We start from the raw sequence: 18,597 nt of genomic DNA on the forward strand, positions 1-18,597 counted from the left end.
GCCGCCGTAGCGTGAGGTGCGCCGGGCAACCGTCCGGCCCCTGACGGAAGGAATTCTCCGATGAGACGCACGACCTTCAGGACGATGGCCGCCACGGCCGCCGGGCTCACGCTCGCGGCGACCGCGGTGACGGCCCAGGCCGCCGGACCGAGCCCGGACGACGACGTCGCGGGCGCGGACCGCTACCCGGCCGGGCTCCTGCGGGCCATGACGGACGACCTCGGCATGTCGAGGGAGCGCGCCGTCGAACGGCTCGACTTCCAGGACGACGCCGGGGCCGTGCAGGAGCGGCTGCGGAAGGCGCTGGGCGACGACTTCGCGGGCGCGTGGCTCGACCCCGAGCGCGACCGGCTGGTCGTCGCGACGGCGGGCGGCGCGGACACCGAGGCCCAGGCCGAGCGCGCGGCGGGCGCCACCGCCGTCGACGCCGTCGACGCCCGGTACTCGCTCGACCAGCTCGAGGGCTGGGCCGCGGACCTCGGCGCCGACGTGGCCGACGACGTGGCCGACGGCGTGACGGGCTGGCACGTGGACGTGCGGGACAACACGCTCGTGGTCGAGACGCTGGCGGGCACCCGGGCCGACGTCGCGGACGCGCTGGCCGCGGCGGACGTGCCGAAGGGAGCGGTCACCGTGAGCACGACGGCGGAGCGGCCTCGTGTGCTCGAGGACGTCGTCGGCGGCAACGCCTACTACATCGACGGGGCGTCGCGCTGTTCCGTGGGCTTCGCCGTCGTCGGCGGGTTCGTCACCGCGGGGCACTGCGGCTCCGCCGGCGCCGGCACGTCGCAGCCCGCCGGGACGTTCGCCGGGTCGAGCTTCCCCGGCGACGACTACGCCTACGTCCAGGTGGGGGCCGGCAGCACGCCGGTCGGCGCCGTGAACGACTGGTCCGGCGGCCAGGTCGCCGTCGCGGGCGCCGAGCCCGCCCCGGTGGGGGCCCAGGTGTGCCGCTCCGGCTCCACGACGGGCTGGCACTGCGGCACCGTCGAGGCGCTCGACGTGTCCGTCTCGTACGCCGAGGGCAGGGTCGACGGCCTCATCCGCACGGACGTCTGCGCGGAGCCGGGCGACTCCGGCGGCTCGCTGCTGGCGGGCGACCAGGCGCAGGGCGTGACGTCGGGCGGGTCCGGGGACTGCACGTCCGGCGGCACGACGTTCTTCCAGCCGGTGGGGGAGATCCTCGACGCCTACGGCCTCACCCTGGTGACCGGCGGCGCGTAGCCGGCACAGGCCCCGCGACGGGCGTGCCCCCACGACCGGGGGCGCGCCCGTCGTCGTGCGCGGGGACGTGCTCGGCGGACGCCGTCCGGAATTTCACCCGCGAGGCGCGGCGACCGCGGTCGAGCTGCCGCTAGGTTGCTCGCAGTCACGACGGAGGGCGACAGGATGCGCGCGGACGCGGGTGTGCGGCGGTGGATGGCGGCGGTCGGCGCGATGCTGACGCTCGCCCTGGTGTCGACGGGGCTGGCGGTGCCGCCGGCCGTGGCGGACGTCGGGGAGGACAGCACGGTCATCGCCCCGACCGAGGAGCGGTGGTGGACGGGCCAGGACATCACCCTCGGCGTGCAGGTGACCCGCGACGGTGCGCCGGGAACCGGGTACGTCGAGTGGTTCGAGGACGGACGCGGTTCGTACTTCCAGCGCGCCCCGCTCACGGACGGGCGCGCCACCGTCGTGATCCCGAGCAGGTACCTCCAGGCGGGCCGGCACACGGTCGAGGTGCGGCACGTCGAGATGCCCGCGACCGTCGACCCGGAGACCGGGCAGCGGCGGTACACCTCGTCCGACTCCGTCGAGTTCGAGGTCGCCGAGCCCGCCGCACCGGTCCTGGGAGCGGCGTCCTGGTACTACGGGGACCGGCACGAGCTCCGGTTCGACGTCACCGGCACGGACGAGCCGCGCGAGGGAACGGTGGGCCTCGTCCTCAAGGCCGGCGGCACGGAGCGCTCCGCGACGCTCGTGGACGGCGTCGCCACGTTCGGCCTCGACGGCACGGAGCTCACCAGCGGGGGGAACGTCCGGCTGACGCACCGCTCGGCGTCGGGGACGTACGTGTCCGGCTGGACGCTGCCGGTGACGGTCCGGAGCAAGCCGGTCACGCTCACCGCCCCCGTGCCCTCCGGCGTGCGCTACGGGTCGGACGTCGTCGTGCCGGTCAAGGTGACGTCGTCGCTCGGGACGCCCACGGGACGGGTGTACCTCCAGCGCATCGACACGGAGAACCTGGCGTCCGCCGTCGTGGTGGACGGGCGTGCGACCCTCCGGATCCCCGCGAGCCGGCTCCCGTTCGGTGAGTCGCGACTGACGGTCCGGTTCAACGGATCGCCGGAGTACGAGTCGACGTCGCGGTCGGGCCGGGTCGTCGTCCGCCCGCGTGCCACGTCCGTCACGGTGTCGACCCCGAAGACGTGGACCTACGGGAAGGCTCGCCGCGTGGCGGTGAAGGTCACGTCGCCGAGCGCCACGCCGACGGGCCGGGTCGAGCTGTGGTCGTACGGCCGCAAGCTGCGCTCCGCCACGCTCTCGCGGGGGCAGGCGTCGCTCTACCTCCCCGCCACCCTGGTGAAGCCGGCTGAGGGTGACCGGCAGTACATGGTGGTCAAGTACGTCGGGCCGTCGACGTTCGAGCGATCGCAGCGGGCCTGGAGCCAGAAGGTCATCCATGCGCGGCCGAAGGTGACGTTGCGCCTGGACCGCACGTCGTTCCCCAACGACTGGTCGGCCCGTCGTTCGGTCCGCGCCACCGTCACGGTCAAGACCGCTGGCGTCCCCGAGCGGGGCAAGCTCTGTCTGTGGTCGCGCGAGCCGTACAGCATCCACAAGACATGGGCCGGCTGCTGGGTCAACTGGTCGTGGAAGGTCGACGACGGGTGGAGGACGATCCGGGTGCCCGGGGTGATGCTCCAAGGGGTGGGGAAGAAGTCCTACCTCAAGGTCGAGTACATCCCCAAGGATCCCAACGTCCGCCAGACCTTCTCCAACACGGTCACGCTACGGCACACCGCCCCGTAGCAGGGGAGAGGTCCCCACGCCGCGCGTACGTTTCCGTCACACCGAGTCGGTAGCGTGATCCCGTGCTCACCGAGACGCGCCCCCAGACACCGCCGACCCCCTCGCGGGGGACGGTGGGCGTCGGCGCGCCCATCCTCCCGGTCGGCGCGTGGCGGGGCGACCGGCCGGCGCCGCAGGGCCGCACCGCGCCTCGCGTCGCCGCGGCGGTCGTGGCCGTCCTCGCCGTCCTCGCGGTGTGGTTCACCTGGCGGTTCTTCGTCGGCACGGCCGCGGGCCAGCGGGTCGACGAGCTCGCGTTCGCGGGTGCTACCCACGGCCAGGGACGCCTCTGGCGGGTGGCCGAGCCGGTGCTCGACGTCGTGTCCGTCGCGTTCGTCGTCGCGGGGGTCGGGGCGGCGATGCTCGTCGCCCTGGCGCGGCGGCGATGGGTGCTGGCGCTGCAGGTCGCGGTGCTCGTGGGCGGCGCGAACGTGACCACCCAGGTGCTCAAGCACGGCGTCCTCGACCGGCCGGAGCTGCTGCCCGGGTGGACCGGGCCCAACACGCTGCCCAGCGGCCACACCACGGTGGCCGCCTCGGTGTCCGTCGCGCTGCTGCTCGTGACGCCGCGGGCCTGGCGGCCGGTCGTCGCGATCCTCGGGGCCGCGTACACCGCGGCGACCGGCGTCTCGACGCTCGTGGGCCAGTGGCACCGCCCGTCGGACGTCGTCGCCGCCGTGCTCGTCGTCCTGGCGTGGGGCGCGGCCGTGTGCGCCCTCACCCCGGCGTCGTCGACGGACGAGCTGCGCCGACCGGGCGCGACGTACGCGGCGCCCGGGTCGTACGTCGTCGCCGGTCTCCTGCTGCTCGCGTCGCTGGCCGGCGTCCTCGGGTCCGGCGGCACGCTCGTGGGCCTCGTCACGAACGGCGACCCGATTCCCCTCTCGCCGGACCTCACCGCGTACGCGGCGGGTGCCGTGGGCGTGCTCGCCGTGACCGCGGCGGCGTTCGCGACCCTCCTGGTGCTGCGCCAGCTCACCGCGCAGCCCCGCCGCACGTCTCGGTAGAGTGCCGCCCGGCGGCCGTGTCGGGGAAGTGACAATCAGATGTCGTACCGTGACATGACCGGTCGGCCGGCCACCGTCGCCGCCGCAGCAGCTCGCCGCCCGCACCGCCGCAGCACCAGGGAAAGCAGGAACGGATGCCCCAGCCACGCAAGCTCGTGATCGTCGAGTCGCCCACCAAGGCTCGCAAGATCCAGGGCTACCTCGGCGACGACTTCGAGGTCGAGGCGAGCGTCGGGCACATCCGGGACCTGCCGCAGCCGCGTGACCTGCCGACGGACATGAAGAAGGGGCCGTACGGCAAGTTCGCCGTCGACGTCGACAACGGGTTCGACCCCTACTACGAGGTGCACGCCGACAAGAAGCAGAAGGTCCGCGAGCTGAAGAAGGCCCTCAAGGAGGCCGACGAGCTCTACCTCGCCACCGATGAGGACCGGGAGGGCGAGGCCATCGCCTGGCACCTCATCCAGGAGCTCAAGCCCAAGGTGCCGGTCAAGCGGATGGTGTTCCACGAGATCACCCGCGAGGCGATCATGCGGGCGCTGGAGAACACCCGGGAGCTCGACGAGGACCTCGTCGACGCGCAGGAGACCCGCCGCATCCTCGACCGCCTCTACGGATACGAGGTGTCGCCCGTGCTGTGGCGCAAGGTGCGCCAGGGGCTGTCCGCGGGGCGCGTGCAGTCGGTCGCGACGCGGCTCGTCGTGGAGCGGGAGCGCGAGCGGATGGCGTTCGTCTCCGCCGACTACTGGGACGTCACCGGGCAGTTCGCGCCCACCGAGGGCGACGACGCCGGGCAGGCCTTCCGCGCCCGCCTGACCGGGCTCGGTGCCGACCGCGTGGCCGCCGGCCGCGACTTCGACGACCGGGGGCGCCTCAAGGTGCGCACCGGGGTGGTGCAGCTCGACGAGGCGTCCGCGAACGCCGTCGTCGCCGGGCTCGCGGACGCCGCCTTCGCCGTCCGGTCGCTCGAGACCAAGCCGTACTCCCGCAAGCCCGCCGCGCCGTTCACCACCTCGACGATGCAGCAGGAGGCCGGCCGCAAGCTCCGCATGAGCGCGCGCCAGGCCATGCGCACCGCGCAGGCGCTGTACGAGAACGGCTACATCACCTACATGCGTACGGACTCGCCGTCGCTGTCCGCCGAGGCCACGGACGCGGCCCGGCGGCAGGCCGCCGAGCTGTACGGCCCCGAGTACGTGCCCGGCGCACCGCGGCTGTACGCCTCGAAGAACAAGGGCGCGCAGGAGGCGCACGAGGCGATCCGCCCCGCGGGGGACTCGTTCCGCACACCGGCCCAGGTGGCCCGCGAGATCTCCGGCGACCAGTTCAAGCTGTACGAGCTGATCTGGAAGCGCACCGTGGCCTCGCAGATGGCCGACGCCAAGGGGTCGACGGCGTCCGTGCGCCTCGCGGCCACGCTGACCGGCGCGGCGGGCGACCTCGCCGGTCGCGAGGCCGTGTTCTCGGCGTCCGGCACCGTCATCACGTTCCGCGGCTTCCTCGCCGCGTACGAGGAGGGCACCGACGTCGCCGAGGGCGACGGCGCCGCGTCGGGCAAGGACGCGCGGCTGCCGCGGATGGCCGAGGGCGACCCGCTGCGCGGCGACGACCTCACGGCCGAGGGGCACTCGACGACGCCCCCCGCGCGCTACACGGAGGCGTCGCTGGTCAAGGCGCTGGAGGAGCTCGGCATCGGCCGTCCCTCCACCTACGCGGCGACCATCTCGACGGTCCAGGACCGTGGTTACGTGCGCACCAAGGGCCAGGCGCTGGTGCCCACGTGGCTCGCGTTCGCCGTCGTGAAGCTGCTCGAGGCGCACTTCCGCTGGCTGGTGGACTACGACTTCACGGCCGAGATGGAGGCCGACCTCGACCAGATCGCGTCGGGGAGCCGGGACCGCGTCGCCTGGCTGACGCGGTTCTACTTCGGTGACGGCTCGGGCGACAGCACCGGCTGGGGCCTGCACGAGCTGGTGGAGAACCTCGGCGAGATCGACCCGGTGGCGATCAACTCGGTCGAGATCGGCGAGGGCATCCGGGTGCGCGTGGGCCGCTACGGCCCGTACGTCGAGGACCTGGGGGCCGAGGTCGCCGAGGGGCAGAACCCGCCGCGCGCGTCCATCCCCGACGACGTCGCCCCCGACGAGCTCACCGTGGCGAAGGCGCGCGAGCTCCTGGCCGCGGGCGCCGAGGACGGCAAGGTGCTCGGCACCGACCCGGCGTCCGGCAACGAGATCATCGCGAAGAACGGCCGCTACGGCCCGTACGTCACCGAGGTCCTCGACCTGCCCGAGATCGACCCGAGCCTGTCGGCGGCGGCGCAGAAGAAGGCGAAGGCCGCGCAGCCCAAGCCGCGCACCGGGTCGCTGCTGAAGTCGATGGCGCTCGAGACGGTGACGCTCGACGACGCCCTGAAGATCCTGTCGCTGCCGCGCGTGGTGGGCACCGACCCGGAGTCGGGCGACGAGATCACCGCGCAGAACGGCCGGTACGGCCCGTACCTCAAGAAGGGCACCGACTCGCGGACGATCGCGTCGGAGGAGCAGCTCTTCACGATCACGCTGGACGAGGCGCTGAAGATCTACGCCGAGCCCAAGCGCGGCCGGGGCGCCCGCGCGGCCACCCCGCCGCTGCGCGAGCTGGGCGACGACCCGACCAGCGGCAAGCCGATCGTGGTCAAGGACGGCCGGTTCGGCGCGTACGTCACCGACGGCGAGACGAACCGGACCCTGCCGCGCGACCTCACGCCCGAGAGCATCACCCCCGAGCGGGCGATCGAGCTGCTGGCGGAGAAGCGGGCGGCGGGCCCGGCCAAGAAGCGCACGACGACGCGCAAGCCGGCCGCGAAGAAGAAGTCCACCGCCAAGAAGTAGCCCGACGAATGTTGTGAGCGCGATTTCGGGGACTATCCGGGCCCGGATAGTCCCCGAAATCGCGCTCACAACACTCGGGCGGGCGGTCAGTCCTCGCGCTCGACGAGATAGACGTGGCCGTCGGCGCGCGTGACGCGCTGCAGGGAGCTGCGGAGCGCGGCGTCGCGGGCGAGGTCCTCCGCGCTGGGCGGGACCGGCGGGGTGCGGCGGATGTTCGCGGGCCCGAAGAACATCAGGAGGCTCTCGGTGACCTTCATGCCCCAGGTCCGGTCGTCGTCCTCACGGCGTGCGCGGCGTGCCATGACACTCCCTCAGCAAAACTTGGTGGGCCAACCATTGGTGCACCAACTATAGGCCGACTCGTAGGGTGGGCGCATGGACCTGCCCGCCGACCCGCTGCGCCTCGAGGCGCAGGTGTGCTTCTCGCTCTCGGCGGCCGCCCGGGCGATGGTGTCGATCTACCGCCCGATCCTCGAGCCGCTCGGGCTCACCCACCCGCAGTACCTCGTGATGCTCGGGCTGTGGCAGGACGACCGTGCCGGCGCGACGACGACGGTCACCGGGCTCAGCGCGCGGCTGCTGCTCGACCCGGGCACGCTGTCGCCGCTGCTCAAGCGGCTGGAGCGGCAGGGCCTCCTCGAGCGACGGCGCGGCGCCGGCGACGCCCGCGTCGTCGAGCTGCACCTCACCGCTCCCGGGCGTGCCCTGCGGGACCGGGCGGAGGAGGTCCCCGCGAAGGTGGTCGCGGCGAGCGGGCTGAGCCTGGCCGAGCTGGAGCAGGTCCGCGACGCCGCGAACCGGGTGGTCGCGGCCTCGCAGGGCGTCATGGCCTGAGCCTCGGGCAATCAGGCCCCGTGGTGGCGCCGGTGGTGGTTTCATGAGCGATGACCGCACAAGGACGTGCGGCCGCACTGCCCGAGTCTCGACCGCCCAGTGCATCCGCCACCGGCCCGCCTCCCGGAACCCGGGACCGCGGGCCGTCCCAGAGGGGACCCGCCCATGCTGCGTGCACGTCGCAGAGCCACCATCCTCCTGAGCAGCGCCGGCGCGCTGCTCCTCACCGCCGCGGCCGCCGTGCCCGCGGGAGCGGCCGCCGACCCGGCCAACCTCCCCGGCGACGAGTCCATCACCCTGCCGATCAACGACAGCGCCGCCGGCGGCACCTACGACCAGGACTTCGACCGCGCCTACGCGGGCGCGACGCCGGACGGCACGCCCGTGTACGTGTACGTCCCGGCGGGCACCCCGCTGGACGGCAGCGCCCCGACCGGGGTGGACAGCCTCGACCCGTCCTTCGACCACGCGCCGGACGACGAGTTCGAGCCGTGCACCGACCTCACCGCCGAGGACTTCACCCTGACGCAGGCGCAGATCGACTTCCTCGGCGACGAGCTGTCGAACCAGATCGTCGCCGTGGACGAGGAGCACTACGGCGAGATGGACGCCGCCGACCCGGACCAGCCCGCGACGGACTCCCTGGTCATGGTCGTGTACAACGTCCAGGACGAGCTGTACTACGACTGCGAGCAGGACTCGTACACCGCCGGCTACTTCGCCCCGGACTTCATCGACTCGGTCGGCATGAACGCCATCGTCATCGACGCGTTCGACTGGCAGAACCGGCTCGGCGGCGCGGACTCCCCGTGGAACGACGACGACCCGGACAACGACCAGCCCGAGCTCTACGAGGGCGTCGTGGCCCACGAGCTGGAGCACCTGCTGCACAACTACTCCGACCCGGGCGAGCTGTCCTGGGTGGACGAGGGCCTGGCCGACTTCGCGGTCTTCCTCAACGGGTACGACGTCGGCGGCTCGCACCTCACCTACCACCAGGTGTTCTACGCCGAGACGTCGCTGACGCGCTGGGCCGGGGGGCTGGAGAACTACGGCGCGGCGTACACGTTCTTCCAGTACCTGTGGGAGCGCGCGGGCGGCAACGGCGACGGCACGTACACGCCCGACCTCACGTACGACGGCGCCGGGGGCGACCTGCTGATCAAGCAGATCTTCGCGAACCAGGCCGACGGCATGGACGGCGTCCAGGCGGCGATCGACGAGTTCAACGCCGCCACGGGCGGCGACCTGCCCGACGTCGCCACGCTCTACCAGGACTGGGCCGTGGCCGTGTACCTGGACGACGAGGACAGCGACGTGTTCGACATCAAGGCGGTCGACTTCGGCGACCCGGCCTTCACGGACTGGACGATCGACATCGCGGACGACCAGTTCTGGGAGGGCCGCGGGTCCAACCAGGGTGCCCAGCCGTCCGCCAAGTGGGACCGGCGGGCCAACGGGCAGTCGCCCGTCGCGCTGCCGTACGGCATCCAGGTGGAGCGGTTCCGCAACCCCGGTCCCCGGGTGACCGTCGGGCTGGACGGCGAGGACACCTCCGAGGTGGCCCCGCACTCCGGTGACACGCACTGGTACGGCGGGTACGAGAGCCAGTCGGACAACGTGCTCGACGTCGCCACCGACGGCGCGGTGTCCAGCCTGGACTTCTGGACCTGGCACTTCATCGAGGAGGGCTGGGACTACGGCTTCGTCGAGGCGCAGGTGGGCGGCGAGTGGGTCACGGTGCCGCTCGTCGACGACGCCGGCACGGTCGTGACGACGGACGACGACCCGCACGGCGGCAACACCGAGGGCAACGGCCTGACGGGCACGTCGGGCGGCGCCTACTTCGTCGACGAGCCGGAGTACGTGCACCTCACGGCGCAGCTGCCGGCGGGGGCCACCGACGTGCGGTTCCGCTACTCCACCGACGCGGCGTACCTCGACACCGGCTGGTTCGTGGACGACGTGCGGGTGGACGGCGCGGCGGCGACCGTCTCGTCCGAGGAGGGGCAGTGGTTCGAGACCACCGGGGTCCAGGACAACAACTGGACGCTGCAGGTGGTCGCGACGTGCGACCTCACTCCCGGGGTGACGAGCTCGTTCGAGATCACCGACGGGGCCGGCAACTACGTGTACCGGCTCACGGGCGACCAGATCTCCCAGGCCGGGTTCGTCACGAAGTGCGCCAACGGCAACCAGCGCGACTTCGCCACGCTGGTGTCGAACCTGCCCACCGGTGACCTGACGTTCCTCGACGCCGGGTACGTGCTGTCGGTGCAGAACAAGAAGTAGCGCGCGGGTCTCGTTCGGCACTCCCGTCCATGTTCGGTCCCTGCGGGTGCCGACGATGGGCAGGAGTGCCGAACGAGATCGCGGGGCCGGTACGGTGTCGCCCATGACCGACGTCACACCCTCCTCGTTCGCGCCCGGCCTCACCCCCGACGACCTGGCGGGCACGGTGCCCGACCCGCGGACCGCCCCGGCCGTGCGCTGGGGCGTGCTGGGCGCCGGCAACATCGCCGGGTCGTTCTCGGACGGCGTCCGGGAGCACACCGCGGCGTCCGTCGTCGCGGTCGGCTCGCGCGACCTCGCGAAGGCGGAGGCGTTCGCGGCGGCGCACGCACCGGGCGCGCGGGCGCACGGCGACTACGAGGCGCTGGTCACCGACCCCGACGTCGACGTCGTCTACGTCGCGACCCCGCACTCGCACCACCACGAGCACGCGCTGCTGGCCGTCCGGGCGGGCAAGCACCTGCTGGTGGAGAAGGCCTTCACCCAGGACACGGCGCAGGCGCGTGAGGTGCTCGACGCCGCCCGCGAGGCCGGCGTCTTCGTCATGGAGGCCATGTGGACGCGGTTCCTGCCGCACGTCGCGGCGCTGCGCGGCGTGATCGCGCGCGGGGAGATCGGTCGCGTGGTGAGCGTCGTCGCCGACCACGGCCAGCAGTTCCCCTACGACCCGGCCCACCGCCTGTACGCGCCCGGGCTCGCCGGGGGTGCGCTGCTCGACCTCGGCGTCTACCCGGTGTCCTTCGCGCACGACCTGCTCGGCGCCCCGGAGACGGCCACCGCGGTCGGCGCGCTCACCGAGACGCGCGTCGACGGGCAGATCGGCATGGTGCTGGGCTACCCCGGCGGCGTGCAGGCCACGTTGTCGACCACGCTGTGGGCGCGCACCGCGAACACGGCCGTGATCTCGGGCACCGAGGGGCGGATCGAGGTGGCGCGCACGTTCTACGCACCGACGTCGTTCACCGTCGAGCGGCACGACGGCGCCACCTGGGCGTACGACGGCTTCCGCGGCGAGGGCAAGCAGTACCAGGCCGCCGAGGTGGCGCGCCGGATCGCGGCGGGCGACGTCGAGAGCCCGCGCATGTCGTGGGACGGCACCCTCGAGGTCATGGCGACCATGGACGATGTCCGCCGCCAGGTGGGCGTGGTCTACCCGGGGGAGTGAACGGGCCCGGCGGCGGCGGTCAGCGCTGGTCGCCCGGCACGAGCCGGCGGCCGGAGACGTCGCTCGGCGTGATGCGGATCCACACCGTCTTGCCGTCCTCGAGGTAGCTGACCAGACCGGTCCCGCGGGCCTCGGCCAGGTCCTCCTCGCGCTCGAGGACCTGCGCGCGGCCCTTGACGACGACGCTCCAGGCGGCGTCGTCGCCGATCTCGTCGGCCTCGAAGGCGACGCGGGGGCTGATCGTCACCTCGGCGAGCTTGGTGCCCGGCTTGGTGCGCAGGAAGATGCGCTCGCCCGAGACCTCGAAGCTCACGGGGAAGATCTCGGGCTCGCCCGCGACCGACGTGGCGAGCCGGCCGATCTTCTGACCTGCGAGCAGCTCCCAGCTCTCCTCCTCGGTGAGCACGGACTGCGACGGCTGCGACTGGGTGGACATCGAACCTCCTGCGTCTCGAGGGATCACTGCCATCGTCCCCCCGGACCGGGACCAGCGCTACGGCGGCGGCGGTGTCGTCGGTCACGGCTAGGGTGTGCGGAGTGAGCAGCGCACCCGGGTACTTCGTCTCGTTCGAGGGCGGCGACGGCGCCGGCAAGACCACGCACGTCCGCCTGCTGGGCGACTGGCTGCACGAGGTGACGGGGCGCGAGGTGGTCGTGACGCGGGAGCCGGGCGGCACGGACCTGGGGGCCACGCTGCGCCGCGAGGTGCTGCACGGTGAGGACCTGGACCCGCGCACGGAGGCCCTGCTGTACGCGGCGGACCGCGCGCACCACGTCGCGACCGTGGTGCGGCCGGCGCTCGAGCGCGGGGCCGTCGTCGTGACGGACCGCTACCTCGACTCCTCGGTGGCGTACCAGGCGGGCGGCCGCGAGCTCTCGGAGGAGGAGATCGAGGCGCTCTCCCTGTGGGCCACGGCCGACCTGCTGCCCGACGTGACCGTGCTGCTGGACCTCGACCCGCAGGTCGGCACCGCCCGCCTGTCGGGGGAGCCGGACCGCCTGGAGCGTGCGGGCGACGAGTTCCACCGCCGCACGCGCGAGACGTTCCTGCGGCGCGCGGCCGCCGACCCCGGGCGCTGGGTGGTCGTGGACGCCGCGGCGAGCCTGGACGACGTGCAGGCGCAGGTGCGCGTGGACGTGGCCGCGCGGCTCGACCTCACGCCCGTCGTCGAGGAGGCCGCGGCGGTGCGGGACATCGAGCGGGACACCGAGCGGGACGTCGAGCGGGACATCGCCGGGGAGGGTCGCGAGTGAGCGTGTGGGACGACGTCGTCGGGCAGCCGGACGCCGTCGCCACGCTGCGACGCGCGGCCACCGACCCGGCCGCGATGACGCACGCGTGGCTGGTCACCGGCCCGCCCGGGTCGGGGCGCTCGGTCGCGGCGCGGGCGTTCGCCGCCGCGCTGCAGTGCGACGGCCCGCAGGGCGCCGGGCCGCCCGGACCACGGGGTTCCGCGAGCGGCGGCGGTTGCGGAGAGTGCCGCGCCTGCACGACGACGCTGGCCGGCACCCACCCGGACCTCACGGTCGTCGCCACGGACAAGGTCGTCATCACCATCGACGAGGTGCGCGACCTCATCATGACCGCGGCGCGCACCCCGTCGTCGGGCCGGTTCCGCGTGATCGTCGTGGAGGACGCCGACCGGATGGCGGAGCGCACCACGAACGTGCTGCTCAAGGCGATCGAGGAGCCCCCGCCGCACACCGTCTGGGTGCTGTGCGCCCCGAGCGCGCAGGACGTGCTGCCCACCATCCGCTCCCGCTGCCGCGGTGTCGTGCTGCGCGTGCCGCCGGCCCGGGACGTGGCGGACCTGCTCGTGCGCCGCGACGGCATCGACCCGGCGGTCGCGCTCACCGCGGCCCGTGCCGCCCAGTCGCACGTCGGGCTCGCCCGCCGGCTCGCCCGGGACTCCGCGGCGCGCGAGCGTCGCGACGCCGTGCTGGAGATCGCCCGCCGGATCCGCGGGGTCGGCGACGCCGTGCTCGCGGCGGGGGAGCTGGTGGACGTCGCGAAGGCCGAGGCCCTGGCGGCCACGGCGGAGCGCGACGCCGTCGAGAAGGCGGAGCTGATGCGCGCGCTCGGCGTGCAGGAGGGCGACACCCTGCCGCCCCGGCTGCGCTCGCAGCTCAAGCAGCTCGAGGACGACCAGAAGCGGCGTGCGACGCGCCGTCAGCGCGACGTCCTCGACCGGTCGATGGTGGACCTGCTGTCCCTGTACCGGGACGTGCTCGTGGTGCAGCTGGGCGCGACGGTCGACCTCGTGAACGCCGAGCACGACGGCGCCGTGCGCGCCCTCGCCGCCGACTCGACGCCCGAGCAGACCATCCGCCGGATGGACGCCATCGGCGTCGCGCGCGAGCGCCTCGAGGGCAACGTGGCCCCGCTGCTGGCCCTCGAGGCGATGGCGGTCGCGCTGCGCCCCCAGGGCTGACCCGGCCGCGCCGCGACCGCGGGCGACAGTTGCCTCATCACCCCTCGATGCGGTGAGGTGTTCCGCGGCGGGGGCCATGGTGGCCCCGTGACCAGACTGGGGGTTGGCATGAGGATCCTTCTGCTCGTCTCGGCGTTCAACGGGCTCACGCAGCGTGTGTGGGGGTACCTGACGGACCACGGCCACGACGTGGGCGTCGAGCTGGCGCCGACGTTCGGCTCGCCGGAGGAGCTCACGGCGCGCGTCGAGGAGATCGGCCCGGACCTGATCCTGGCGCCGTTCCTCAAGCACCGCGTGCCGGAGGACGTGTGGCGGCGCTGGACCACCGTCGTCGTGCACCCCGGCCCGGTGGGGGACCGCGGCCCGTCGTCCCTCGACCACGCCATCCTGGACGGCCGCGACCGCTGGGGGGTGACCGCCCTGTCCACCGTGGAGGAGATGGACGCCGGCCCGGTGTGGGCGACCTCGACGTTCGCCCTGCCGACGGGCCAGGACGCGCCGGTCGCCAAGTCCGCCCTCTACAACGGGCTCGTGGCCGACGCCGCCCTGGCGTGCGTGGAGGAGGTGCTGCGCAAGGTCGCGGCGGGGGAGGGGCCCACGCCGGCCGACCGGCTCGAGCGGGAGGTGCCCGGCACCGGCGAGCTGCCGCTGCTGCGCCGTGCCGCGTTCGAGCTCGACCTGTCCCGCCCCGCGGCCGAGCTGGCGCGCACCATTGCCGCGGCCGACGGCGCGCCCGGCGCCCCCGCGACGCTCCAGGGCGCCCGCTTCTGCCTGTTCGACGCCGTCGCCGTCCCCGGCGAGGTCGACCCGTCGGCCGCCCCCGGCACGGTCGTCGGCCGCGACGAGGACGCCGTGGCGATCGCCACGGGCGGGGGCACCCTGTGGGTCGGGTACGCCGCGACCCTGGCCGAGAAGCGCGGCACCAAGCTGCCCGCGGCGTGGGTGCTCGACGTCGCAGGGGCGCCGTACCGCCCGGCGCCCGCCGCCCTGGCGGAGTCCGCGTACGAGCGCGTCGGCGACGTCGGCTACCTGACCATCCGGTCGTACAGCGGCGCGATGCACACGCAGCAGTGCCGCCGGCTCACGACCGCGGTGGAGAAGGCGCTGACCGAGGACACCGCGGTGCTCGTGGTGCGCGGCACCGAGCACGCGTTCTCCAACGGCATCCACCTGGGGGCGATCGAGGCGGCCGACGACCCGGCGGCCGAGGCGTGGGCGAACATCCAGGCGATCGACGACCTGTGCGAGGCGATCGCCGCGGCCGACCAGCTCACGGTGGCCGCCTTCACGGCGAACGCCGGCGCCGGCGGCGTCATGGCGGGCCTGTGCGCCGACGTCGTCGTCGCGCGCGACGGCGTGGTGCTCAACCCGTACTACGACATGGGCATCTTCGGCTCGGAGCTGCACACGTGGACGGTCGCGGCCCGGCTCGGCGAGGTGGACGCCGACCGGCTGCTGAGCAGCAAGCTCCCGGTGTCGGCCGCCGAGGCGGAGCGGATCGGCCTCGTGGACGCCGTGGGGCCGCGGGACCCCGAGCGGTTCGCCGCGTGGCTGGCCGACCGCGCCGTCGAGCTCACCACGCCCGAGGGCCACGCGGAGACCGTCGCCGCCGCCGGCGTGCGCGCCCCGCGCCGTCCGCTGTCGTACTACCGCACGATCGAGCTGGCCGAGATGGCGCGCGACCTCTTCGACGACCGGCGGGGCTTCTCCGCCAAGCGGCGCGACTTCCTGCGCAAGGCGGCCCCCGGGGCCACGCCCGAGCGGTTGCGGTTCGTGGACGTGCGCGAGACGGTCGCTCCGTGACCATCGTCCGACTGACGGCCCGCACGGCCCGGGGACTCCTCCTGGGCGGTGTCGTGAGCGTGCTCGCGGTCGTCGTCACGGCATGCGCGTCGCCCGCGCCGTCGGGCTCCGGGGCGCCGTCGGCCTCCCCGGAGCCCTCGGCGGCGCCGTCCGCGTCCGGCGAGGTCACGGGCGTCCCGGCGCCCGGGGAGCATGTGCGGGGTCTGCCCGACGGCGCGGAGGGGACGTTCGACAGCCCCGCCGGGGTCGCCTGGTCGCCCGACCCTGCCGTGCTGCTGGTCGTGACGTACGGGTCGAGCTCGTGCCCGCTGCTCGCCGAGGCCGAGGCGGGCTGGGACGACGGGGGCGGGACCGTCGACGTCCGCATGGTAGAGCCGGACCCCGACCAGGTCTGCACGATGGACTACGTCCCCACCACCAGCGCGGTCGCCGTCCCGCCTGGCGCCGACGCCGGGACCCCGGTGACCGTGCGGCTCGGCGACCTCGGCGAGGTCGAGCTGACGCCTCGCGCGAAGGACGACGCGGCGGGCCCGGTGGCCTGGGTCCCCGCCGCCGGCTGAGGGCGTCGGGGCTGGTCGCGGGACGACGGTAGGTTGGGCGGGTGATCTCCGACGAGCGCCGCCCGACCGCCCGCCGCACGACCTCCGCCCGCCCGAGTCCCCGCCGCTCCGGCCTGCGCGCCCTCGCCGCCGTCGCCGCCGGCGCGGTGCTGCTCGCCGGGTGCACGGCGCCCGCCAAGGAGCAGGCGCCGGTGGGCTCGGCCTCGGGGCCGGCCGCTTCCCAGGCGCCGGAGGGCTTCGAGCAGTACTACGGGCAGGCGCTCGAGTGGGAGGACTGCGACGACGGCCTGCAGTGCGCGACGGCGTCGGCGCCGCTGTCCTGGCACGACGCGGACGCGGGCAGCATCGAGCTGTCGCTGGTGCGCAACCCGGCCGACGGCAAGGACCCCGAGGGGTCGCTGCTGGTCAACCCGGGCGGGCCGGGCGCGTCGGGCGTGGACTTCGTGCGCAGCGACGCGCAGGGCGGCGGCTCCACGTTCGGCAAGAAGCTGCAGGACGCGTTCGACATCGTCGGTTTCGACCCGCGAGGCGTGCAGCGCTCCACCCCGGTGACGTGCTTCGACGACGCCCGCAAGGGCGAGTCCCTCGCCAAGGACTTCGACCGGAGCACGGACGCGGGCCTCGAGGCGATGGCGGCCGAGAACGAGGCGTGGAACGCGGCGTGCGCCGAGAACTCGGGCGAGGTGCTCGGCCACGTGGACACGCAGAGCGCGGCCCGCGACATGGACATGCTGCGCGTGGTGCTCGGCGACGACACCCTGCACTACCTCGGCTTCTCGTACGGCACCCAGCTCGGCGCGACGTACGCGGGGCTGTTCCCGGACCGGGCCGGCCGCCTCGTGCTCGACGGCGCGATCGACACCACGCTCACCTCGGAGGAGATCTCGCACGGGCAGGCCGTCGGCTTCGAGAACGCGCTGCGCGCGTACGTGCAGGACTGCCAGGCGGGGGCGGGCTGCCCCCTGAGCGGGTCGGTGGACGACGGGATGCGGCAGATCCGGCAGGTGCTGGACCACGCCTACGAGCGGCCCTACGCCACCTCGACGTCCGACCGCACCGTCACGCAGAGCCTCGCGTTCTACGGCATCGCGGTCACGCTCTACAACCAGGGGAGCTGGCCCGCCCTCACGCAGGGCCTGGACGAGGCGATCAACCAGGGCACGGGCGACGTGCTGCTCTACCTCTCCGACCAGTACTTCGACCGCAACGCGGACGGCAGCTACTCCTCGAACTCCGAGGAGGCGATGCGCGCGGTGAACTGCCTCGACGACCGTGCCACCACCGACGTCGAGCAGATGCGGGCCGACGCCGCGGCGATCGAGGCCGACGCCCCGACGATGGGCTCGTTCTTCGGCTACGGCGGGCTGACGTGCGCCGGCGCGGAGTACCCGCAGGTGGAGCAGGAGTTCGACGTCCACGCGAAGGGTGCGCCGCCGATCGTCGTCGTCGGCACGACCAACGACCCGGCCACCCCGTACGTGTGGGCCGAGGGGCTGGCGAAGACGCTGGACTCCGCCGTCCTGCTCACGTACGAGGGCGAGGGGCACACGGCGTACCAGCCGTCGCGGGCGTGCGTGGCGGACGCGGTCGAGTCCTACCTCGTGGACGGCGACGTGCCGGCCGACGGCGCCACCTGCTGAGGGGTCGTCCGGGACCAGTGCCGCAGGGCGAGCACGCCCAGCACGGAGATGACGACGAGCCCGAGGACGTAGAAGACGGTCGACCAGGTGGAGGCGTCGGCGGACGCCGCGGGCAGCAGCTGGCCGTACGCGAGCTCGTAGTGCACCCCGCCCGTGACCTTGATCGCGAGGTACGCGGAGAGGAAGCCCATCGAGTCCCACAGGGCGTGCAGCGCGACCACGGTGAGGTAGGCGAGCACCACCCCGCCCGTGAGGCGGTAGCGGCCGGCGGCCGACGCCGCGCCGAAGATCGCCGCGCCGAGGATCGCCGTCCACAGCACGTGCCCGACGGGGGTGAGCAGGCCGCGCACGGCCTCCGTCTGCAGCAGCGCGTTGAGGTCGATCTGGCCGAGGCGGGTGAGGCTGGCGTTGAACGCGTAGCCCGCGGACTCGAAGGCCGCGAACCCGGCGCCGACGGTCGCGCCGAGCAGCGCGCCCTTGAGCCCCGTCTTCTCGGCCACCCGCGCGCCCACCACGAGGAACACGACGATCTTCACGGCCTCCTCGATCGCGCCGACGCCCACGTAGATCCACAGCGACGGCGACAGGTGCGACTCCAGGATCGACGCGCCCAGCACGCCGAAGATGCCGCCGAAGAAGAACGCCGCCAGCAGCAGCATGATGTCGATCGAGCCGTGCGCCCGCTCCACCACGAACAGCACCACGCTGAACGGCACCAGGAAGCTGCCCAGCAGGATCACCGTCGGGATGAGGTTCGTGTTCTGCGTGCCGAAGGTCACGGCGGCGGTGACGGCCCACAGCAGCACGCCGAGGACGAGCGTCTTCCACCACCACCCTCGGCCCGTGGTGATGACCGAGGTCTGCGTCGTCGTGGGCTGCATGAGCACGAGTATGCGGAGGTCAGCGGGCGCTGTCGCGCGGAAGCAGGGCCGCCAGG

The 18,597-nt window shown here is 73.7% G+C and carries 15 protein-coding genes; 12 read left to right on the plus strand and 3 right to left on the minus strand.

The window, feature by feature from the left end; all coding sequences use genetic code 11:
- The first annotated feature begins 60 nt into the window (after positions 1-60).
- From ACH436_RS18020 to topA, 4 genes are all read left to right on the plus strand, one after another.
- Positions 61-1,224 carry a S1 family peptidase gene (locus ACH436_RS18020; protein WP_430561569.1) on the plus strand — a complete coding sequence of 388 codons (1,164 nt, stop codon included), beginning with the start codon at positions 61-63 and terminating at the stop codon, positions 1,222-1,224.
- Positions 1,225-1,389: 165 nt separating this feature from the next.
- Complete coding sequence (locus tag ACH436_RS18025; protein ID WP_430561570.1) at positions 1,390-3,015, plus strand: Ig-like domain-containing protein; 1,626 nt, start codon at positions 1,390-1,392, stop codon at positions 3,013-3,015.
- Between the two features lie 62 nt (positions 3,016-3,077).
- Positions 3,078-4,061, plus strand: a complete 984-nt coding sequence (locus tag ACH436_RS18030; RefSeq protein WP_430561571.1) for a phosphatase PAP2 family protein — start codon at positions 3,078-3,080, stop codon at positions 4,059-4,061.
- A 134-nt stretch (positions 4,062-4,195) separates the two neighbouring features.
- Positions 4,196-6,934, plus strand: coding sequence for a type I DNA topoisomerase (gene topA / locus ACH436_RS18035; protein ID WP_430561572.1), 2,739 nt, complete (start codon positions 4,196-4,198; stop codon positions 6,932-6,934).
- Positions 6,935-7,020: 86 nt separating this feature from the next.
- On the opposite strand, the gene ACH436_RS18040 is transcribed toward topA, so the two are convergent.
- Positions 7,021-7,236: a hypothetical protein gene (locus tag ACH436_RS18040; protein ID WP_430561573.1), complete on the minus strand. Its 216-nt coding sequence runs from the start codon at positions 7,234-7,236 to the stop codon at positions 7,021-7,023.
- Between the two features lie 73 nt (positions 7,237-7,309).
- On the opposite strand from ACH436_RS18040, the gene ACH436_RS18045 reads away from it, so the two are divergent.
- The 3 genes from ACH436_RS18045 to ACH436_RS18055 all read left to right on the plus strand — a co-directional run bounded on the left by ACH436_RS18045 (position 7,310) and on the right by ACH436_RS18055 (position 11,225).
- Positions 7,310-7,768, plus strand: coding sequence for a MarR family winged helix-turn-helix transcriptional regulator (locus ACH436_RS18045; RefSeq protein ID WP_430561574.1), 459 nt, complete (start codon positions 7,310-7,312; stop codon positions 7,766-7,768).
- 165 nt (positions 7,769-7,933) lie between these two features.
- Positions 7,934-10,060, plus strand: a complete 2,127-nt coding sequence (locus tag ACH436_RS18050) for a hypothetical protein (protein WP_430561575.1) — start codon at positions 7,934-7,936, stop codon at positions 10,058-10,060.
- Positions 10,061-10,163: 103 nt separating this feature from the next.
- Positions 10,164-11,225, plus strand: a complete 1,062-nt coding sequence (locus ACH436_RS18055) for a Gfo/Idh/MocA family protein (RefSeq protein ID WP_430561576.1) — start codon at positions 10,164-10,166, stop codon at positions 11,223-11,225.
- Between the two features lie 19 nt (positions 11,226-11,244).
- Here ACH436_RS18055 and ACH436_RS18060 read toward each other — a convergent pair whose 3' ends face one another.
- A complete protein-coding gene (locus ACH436_RS18060; protein ID WP_430561577.1) occupies positions 11,245-11,661 on the minus strand; it encodes a pyridoxamine 5'-phosphate oxidase family protein in 417 nt (138 codons plus the stop codon).
- 101 nt (positions 11,662-11,762) lie between these two features.
- Between ACH436_RS18060 and tmk the strand changes: the two genes are divergently transcribed.
- From tmk to ACH436_RS18085, 5 genes are all read left to right on the plus strand, one after another.
- Complete coding sequence (tmk, locus tag ACH436_RS18065) at positions 11,763-12,479, plus strand: dTMP kinase (RefSeq protein ID WP_430561578.1); 717 nt, start codon at positions 11,763-11,765, stop codon at positions 12,477-12,479.
- Complete coding sequence (locus ACH436_RS18070; RefSeq protein ID WP_430561579.1) at positions 12,476-13,657, plus strand: DNA polymerase III subunit delta'; 1,182 nt, start codon at positions 12,476-12,478, stop codon at positions 13,655-13,657. The genes tmk and ACH436_RS18070 overlap by 4 nt, the downstream gene beginning before the upstream one ends.
- Before the next feature lie 108 nt (positions 13,658-13,765).
- A complete protein-coding gene (locus tag ACH436_RS18075; protein WP_430561580.1) occupies positions 13,766-15,460 on the plus strand; it encodes an enoyl-CoA hydratase-related protein in 1,695 nt (564 codons plus the stop codon).
- Positions 15,457-16,020, plus strand: coding sequence for a hypothetical protein (locus ACH436_RS18080; RefSeq protein WP_430561581.1), 564 nt, complete (start codon positions 15,457-15,459; stop codon positions 16,018-16,020). The genes ACH436_RS18075 and ACH436_RS18080 overlap by 4 nt, the downstream gene beginning before the upstream one ends.
- A gap of 41 nt (positions 16,021-16,061) precedes the next feature.
- Positions 16,062-17,660 carry an alpha/beta hydrolase gene (locus ACH436_RS18085; RefSeq protein WP_430561582.1) on the plus strand — a complete coding sequence of 533 codons (1,599 nt, stop codon included), beginning with the start codon at positions 16,062-16,064 and terminating at the stop codon, positions 17,658-17,660.
- On the opposite strand, the gene ACH436_RS18090 is transcribed toward ACH436_RS18085, so the two are convergent.
- Positions 17,615-18,541: a PrsW family intramembrane metalloprotease gene (locus tag ACH436_RS18090; RefSeq protein WP_430561583.1), complete on the minus strand. Its 927-nt coding sequence runs from the start codon at positions 18,539-18,541 to the stop codon at positions 17,615-17,617. The genes ACH436_RS18085 and ACH436_RS18090 overlap by 46 nt on opposite strands.
- Positions 18,542-18,597 lie beyond the last annotated feature (56 nt).

Origin of the sequence: Isoptericola sp. NPDC019693, assembly GCF_044389085.1 — a bacterium.
GTDB lineage: Bacteria > Actinomycetota > Actinomycetes > Actinomycetales > Cellulomonadaceae > Isoptericola.

Excerpts from the sequence above, each read along its gene's own strand:
- ACH436_RS18020 (WP_430561569.1), top strand. The coding sequence starts at position 61 with ATGAGACGCACGACCTTCAGGACGATGGCCGCCACGGCCGCCGGGCTC.
- ACH436_RS18025 (WP_430561570.1), top strand. The coding sequence starts at position 1,390 with ATGCGCGCGGACGCGGGTGTGCGGCGGTGGATGGCGGCGGTCGGCGCG.
- topA (WP_430561572.1), top strand. The coding sequence starts at position 4,196 with ATGCCCCAGCCACGCAAGCTCGTGATCGTCGAGTCGCCCACCAAGGCT.
- ACH436_RS18040 (WP_430561573.1), bottom strand. The coding sequence starts at position 7,236 with ATGGCACGCCGCGCACGCCGTGAGGACGACGACCGGACCTGGGGCATG.
- ACH436_RS18045 (WP_430561574.1), top strand. The coding sequence starts at position 7,310 with ATGGACCTGCCCGCCGACCCGCTGCGCCTCGAGGCGCAGGTGTGCTTC.
- ACH436_RS18050 (WP_430561575.1), top strand. The coding sequence starts at position 7,934 with ATGCTGCGTGCACGTCGCAGAGCCACCATCCTCCTGAGCAGCGCCGGC.
- ACH436_RS18055 (WP_430561576.1), top strand. The coding sequence starts at position 10,164 with ATGACCGACGTCACACCCTCCTCGTTCGCGCCCGGCCTCACCCCCGAC.
- ACH436_RS18060 (WP_430561577.1), bottom strand. The coding sequence starts at position 11,661 with ATGTCCACCCAGTCGCAGCCGTCGCAGTCCGTGCTCACCGAGGAGGAG.
- ACH436_RS18075 (WP_430561580.1), top strand. The coding sequence starts at position 13,766 with ATGAGGATCCTTCTGCTCGTCTCGGCGTTCAACGGGCTCACGCAGCGT.
- ACH436_RS18090 (WP_430561583.1), bottom strand. The coding sequence starts at position 18,541 with ATGCAGCCCACGACGACGCAGACCTCGGTCATCACCACGGGCCGAGGG.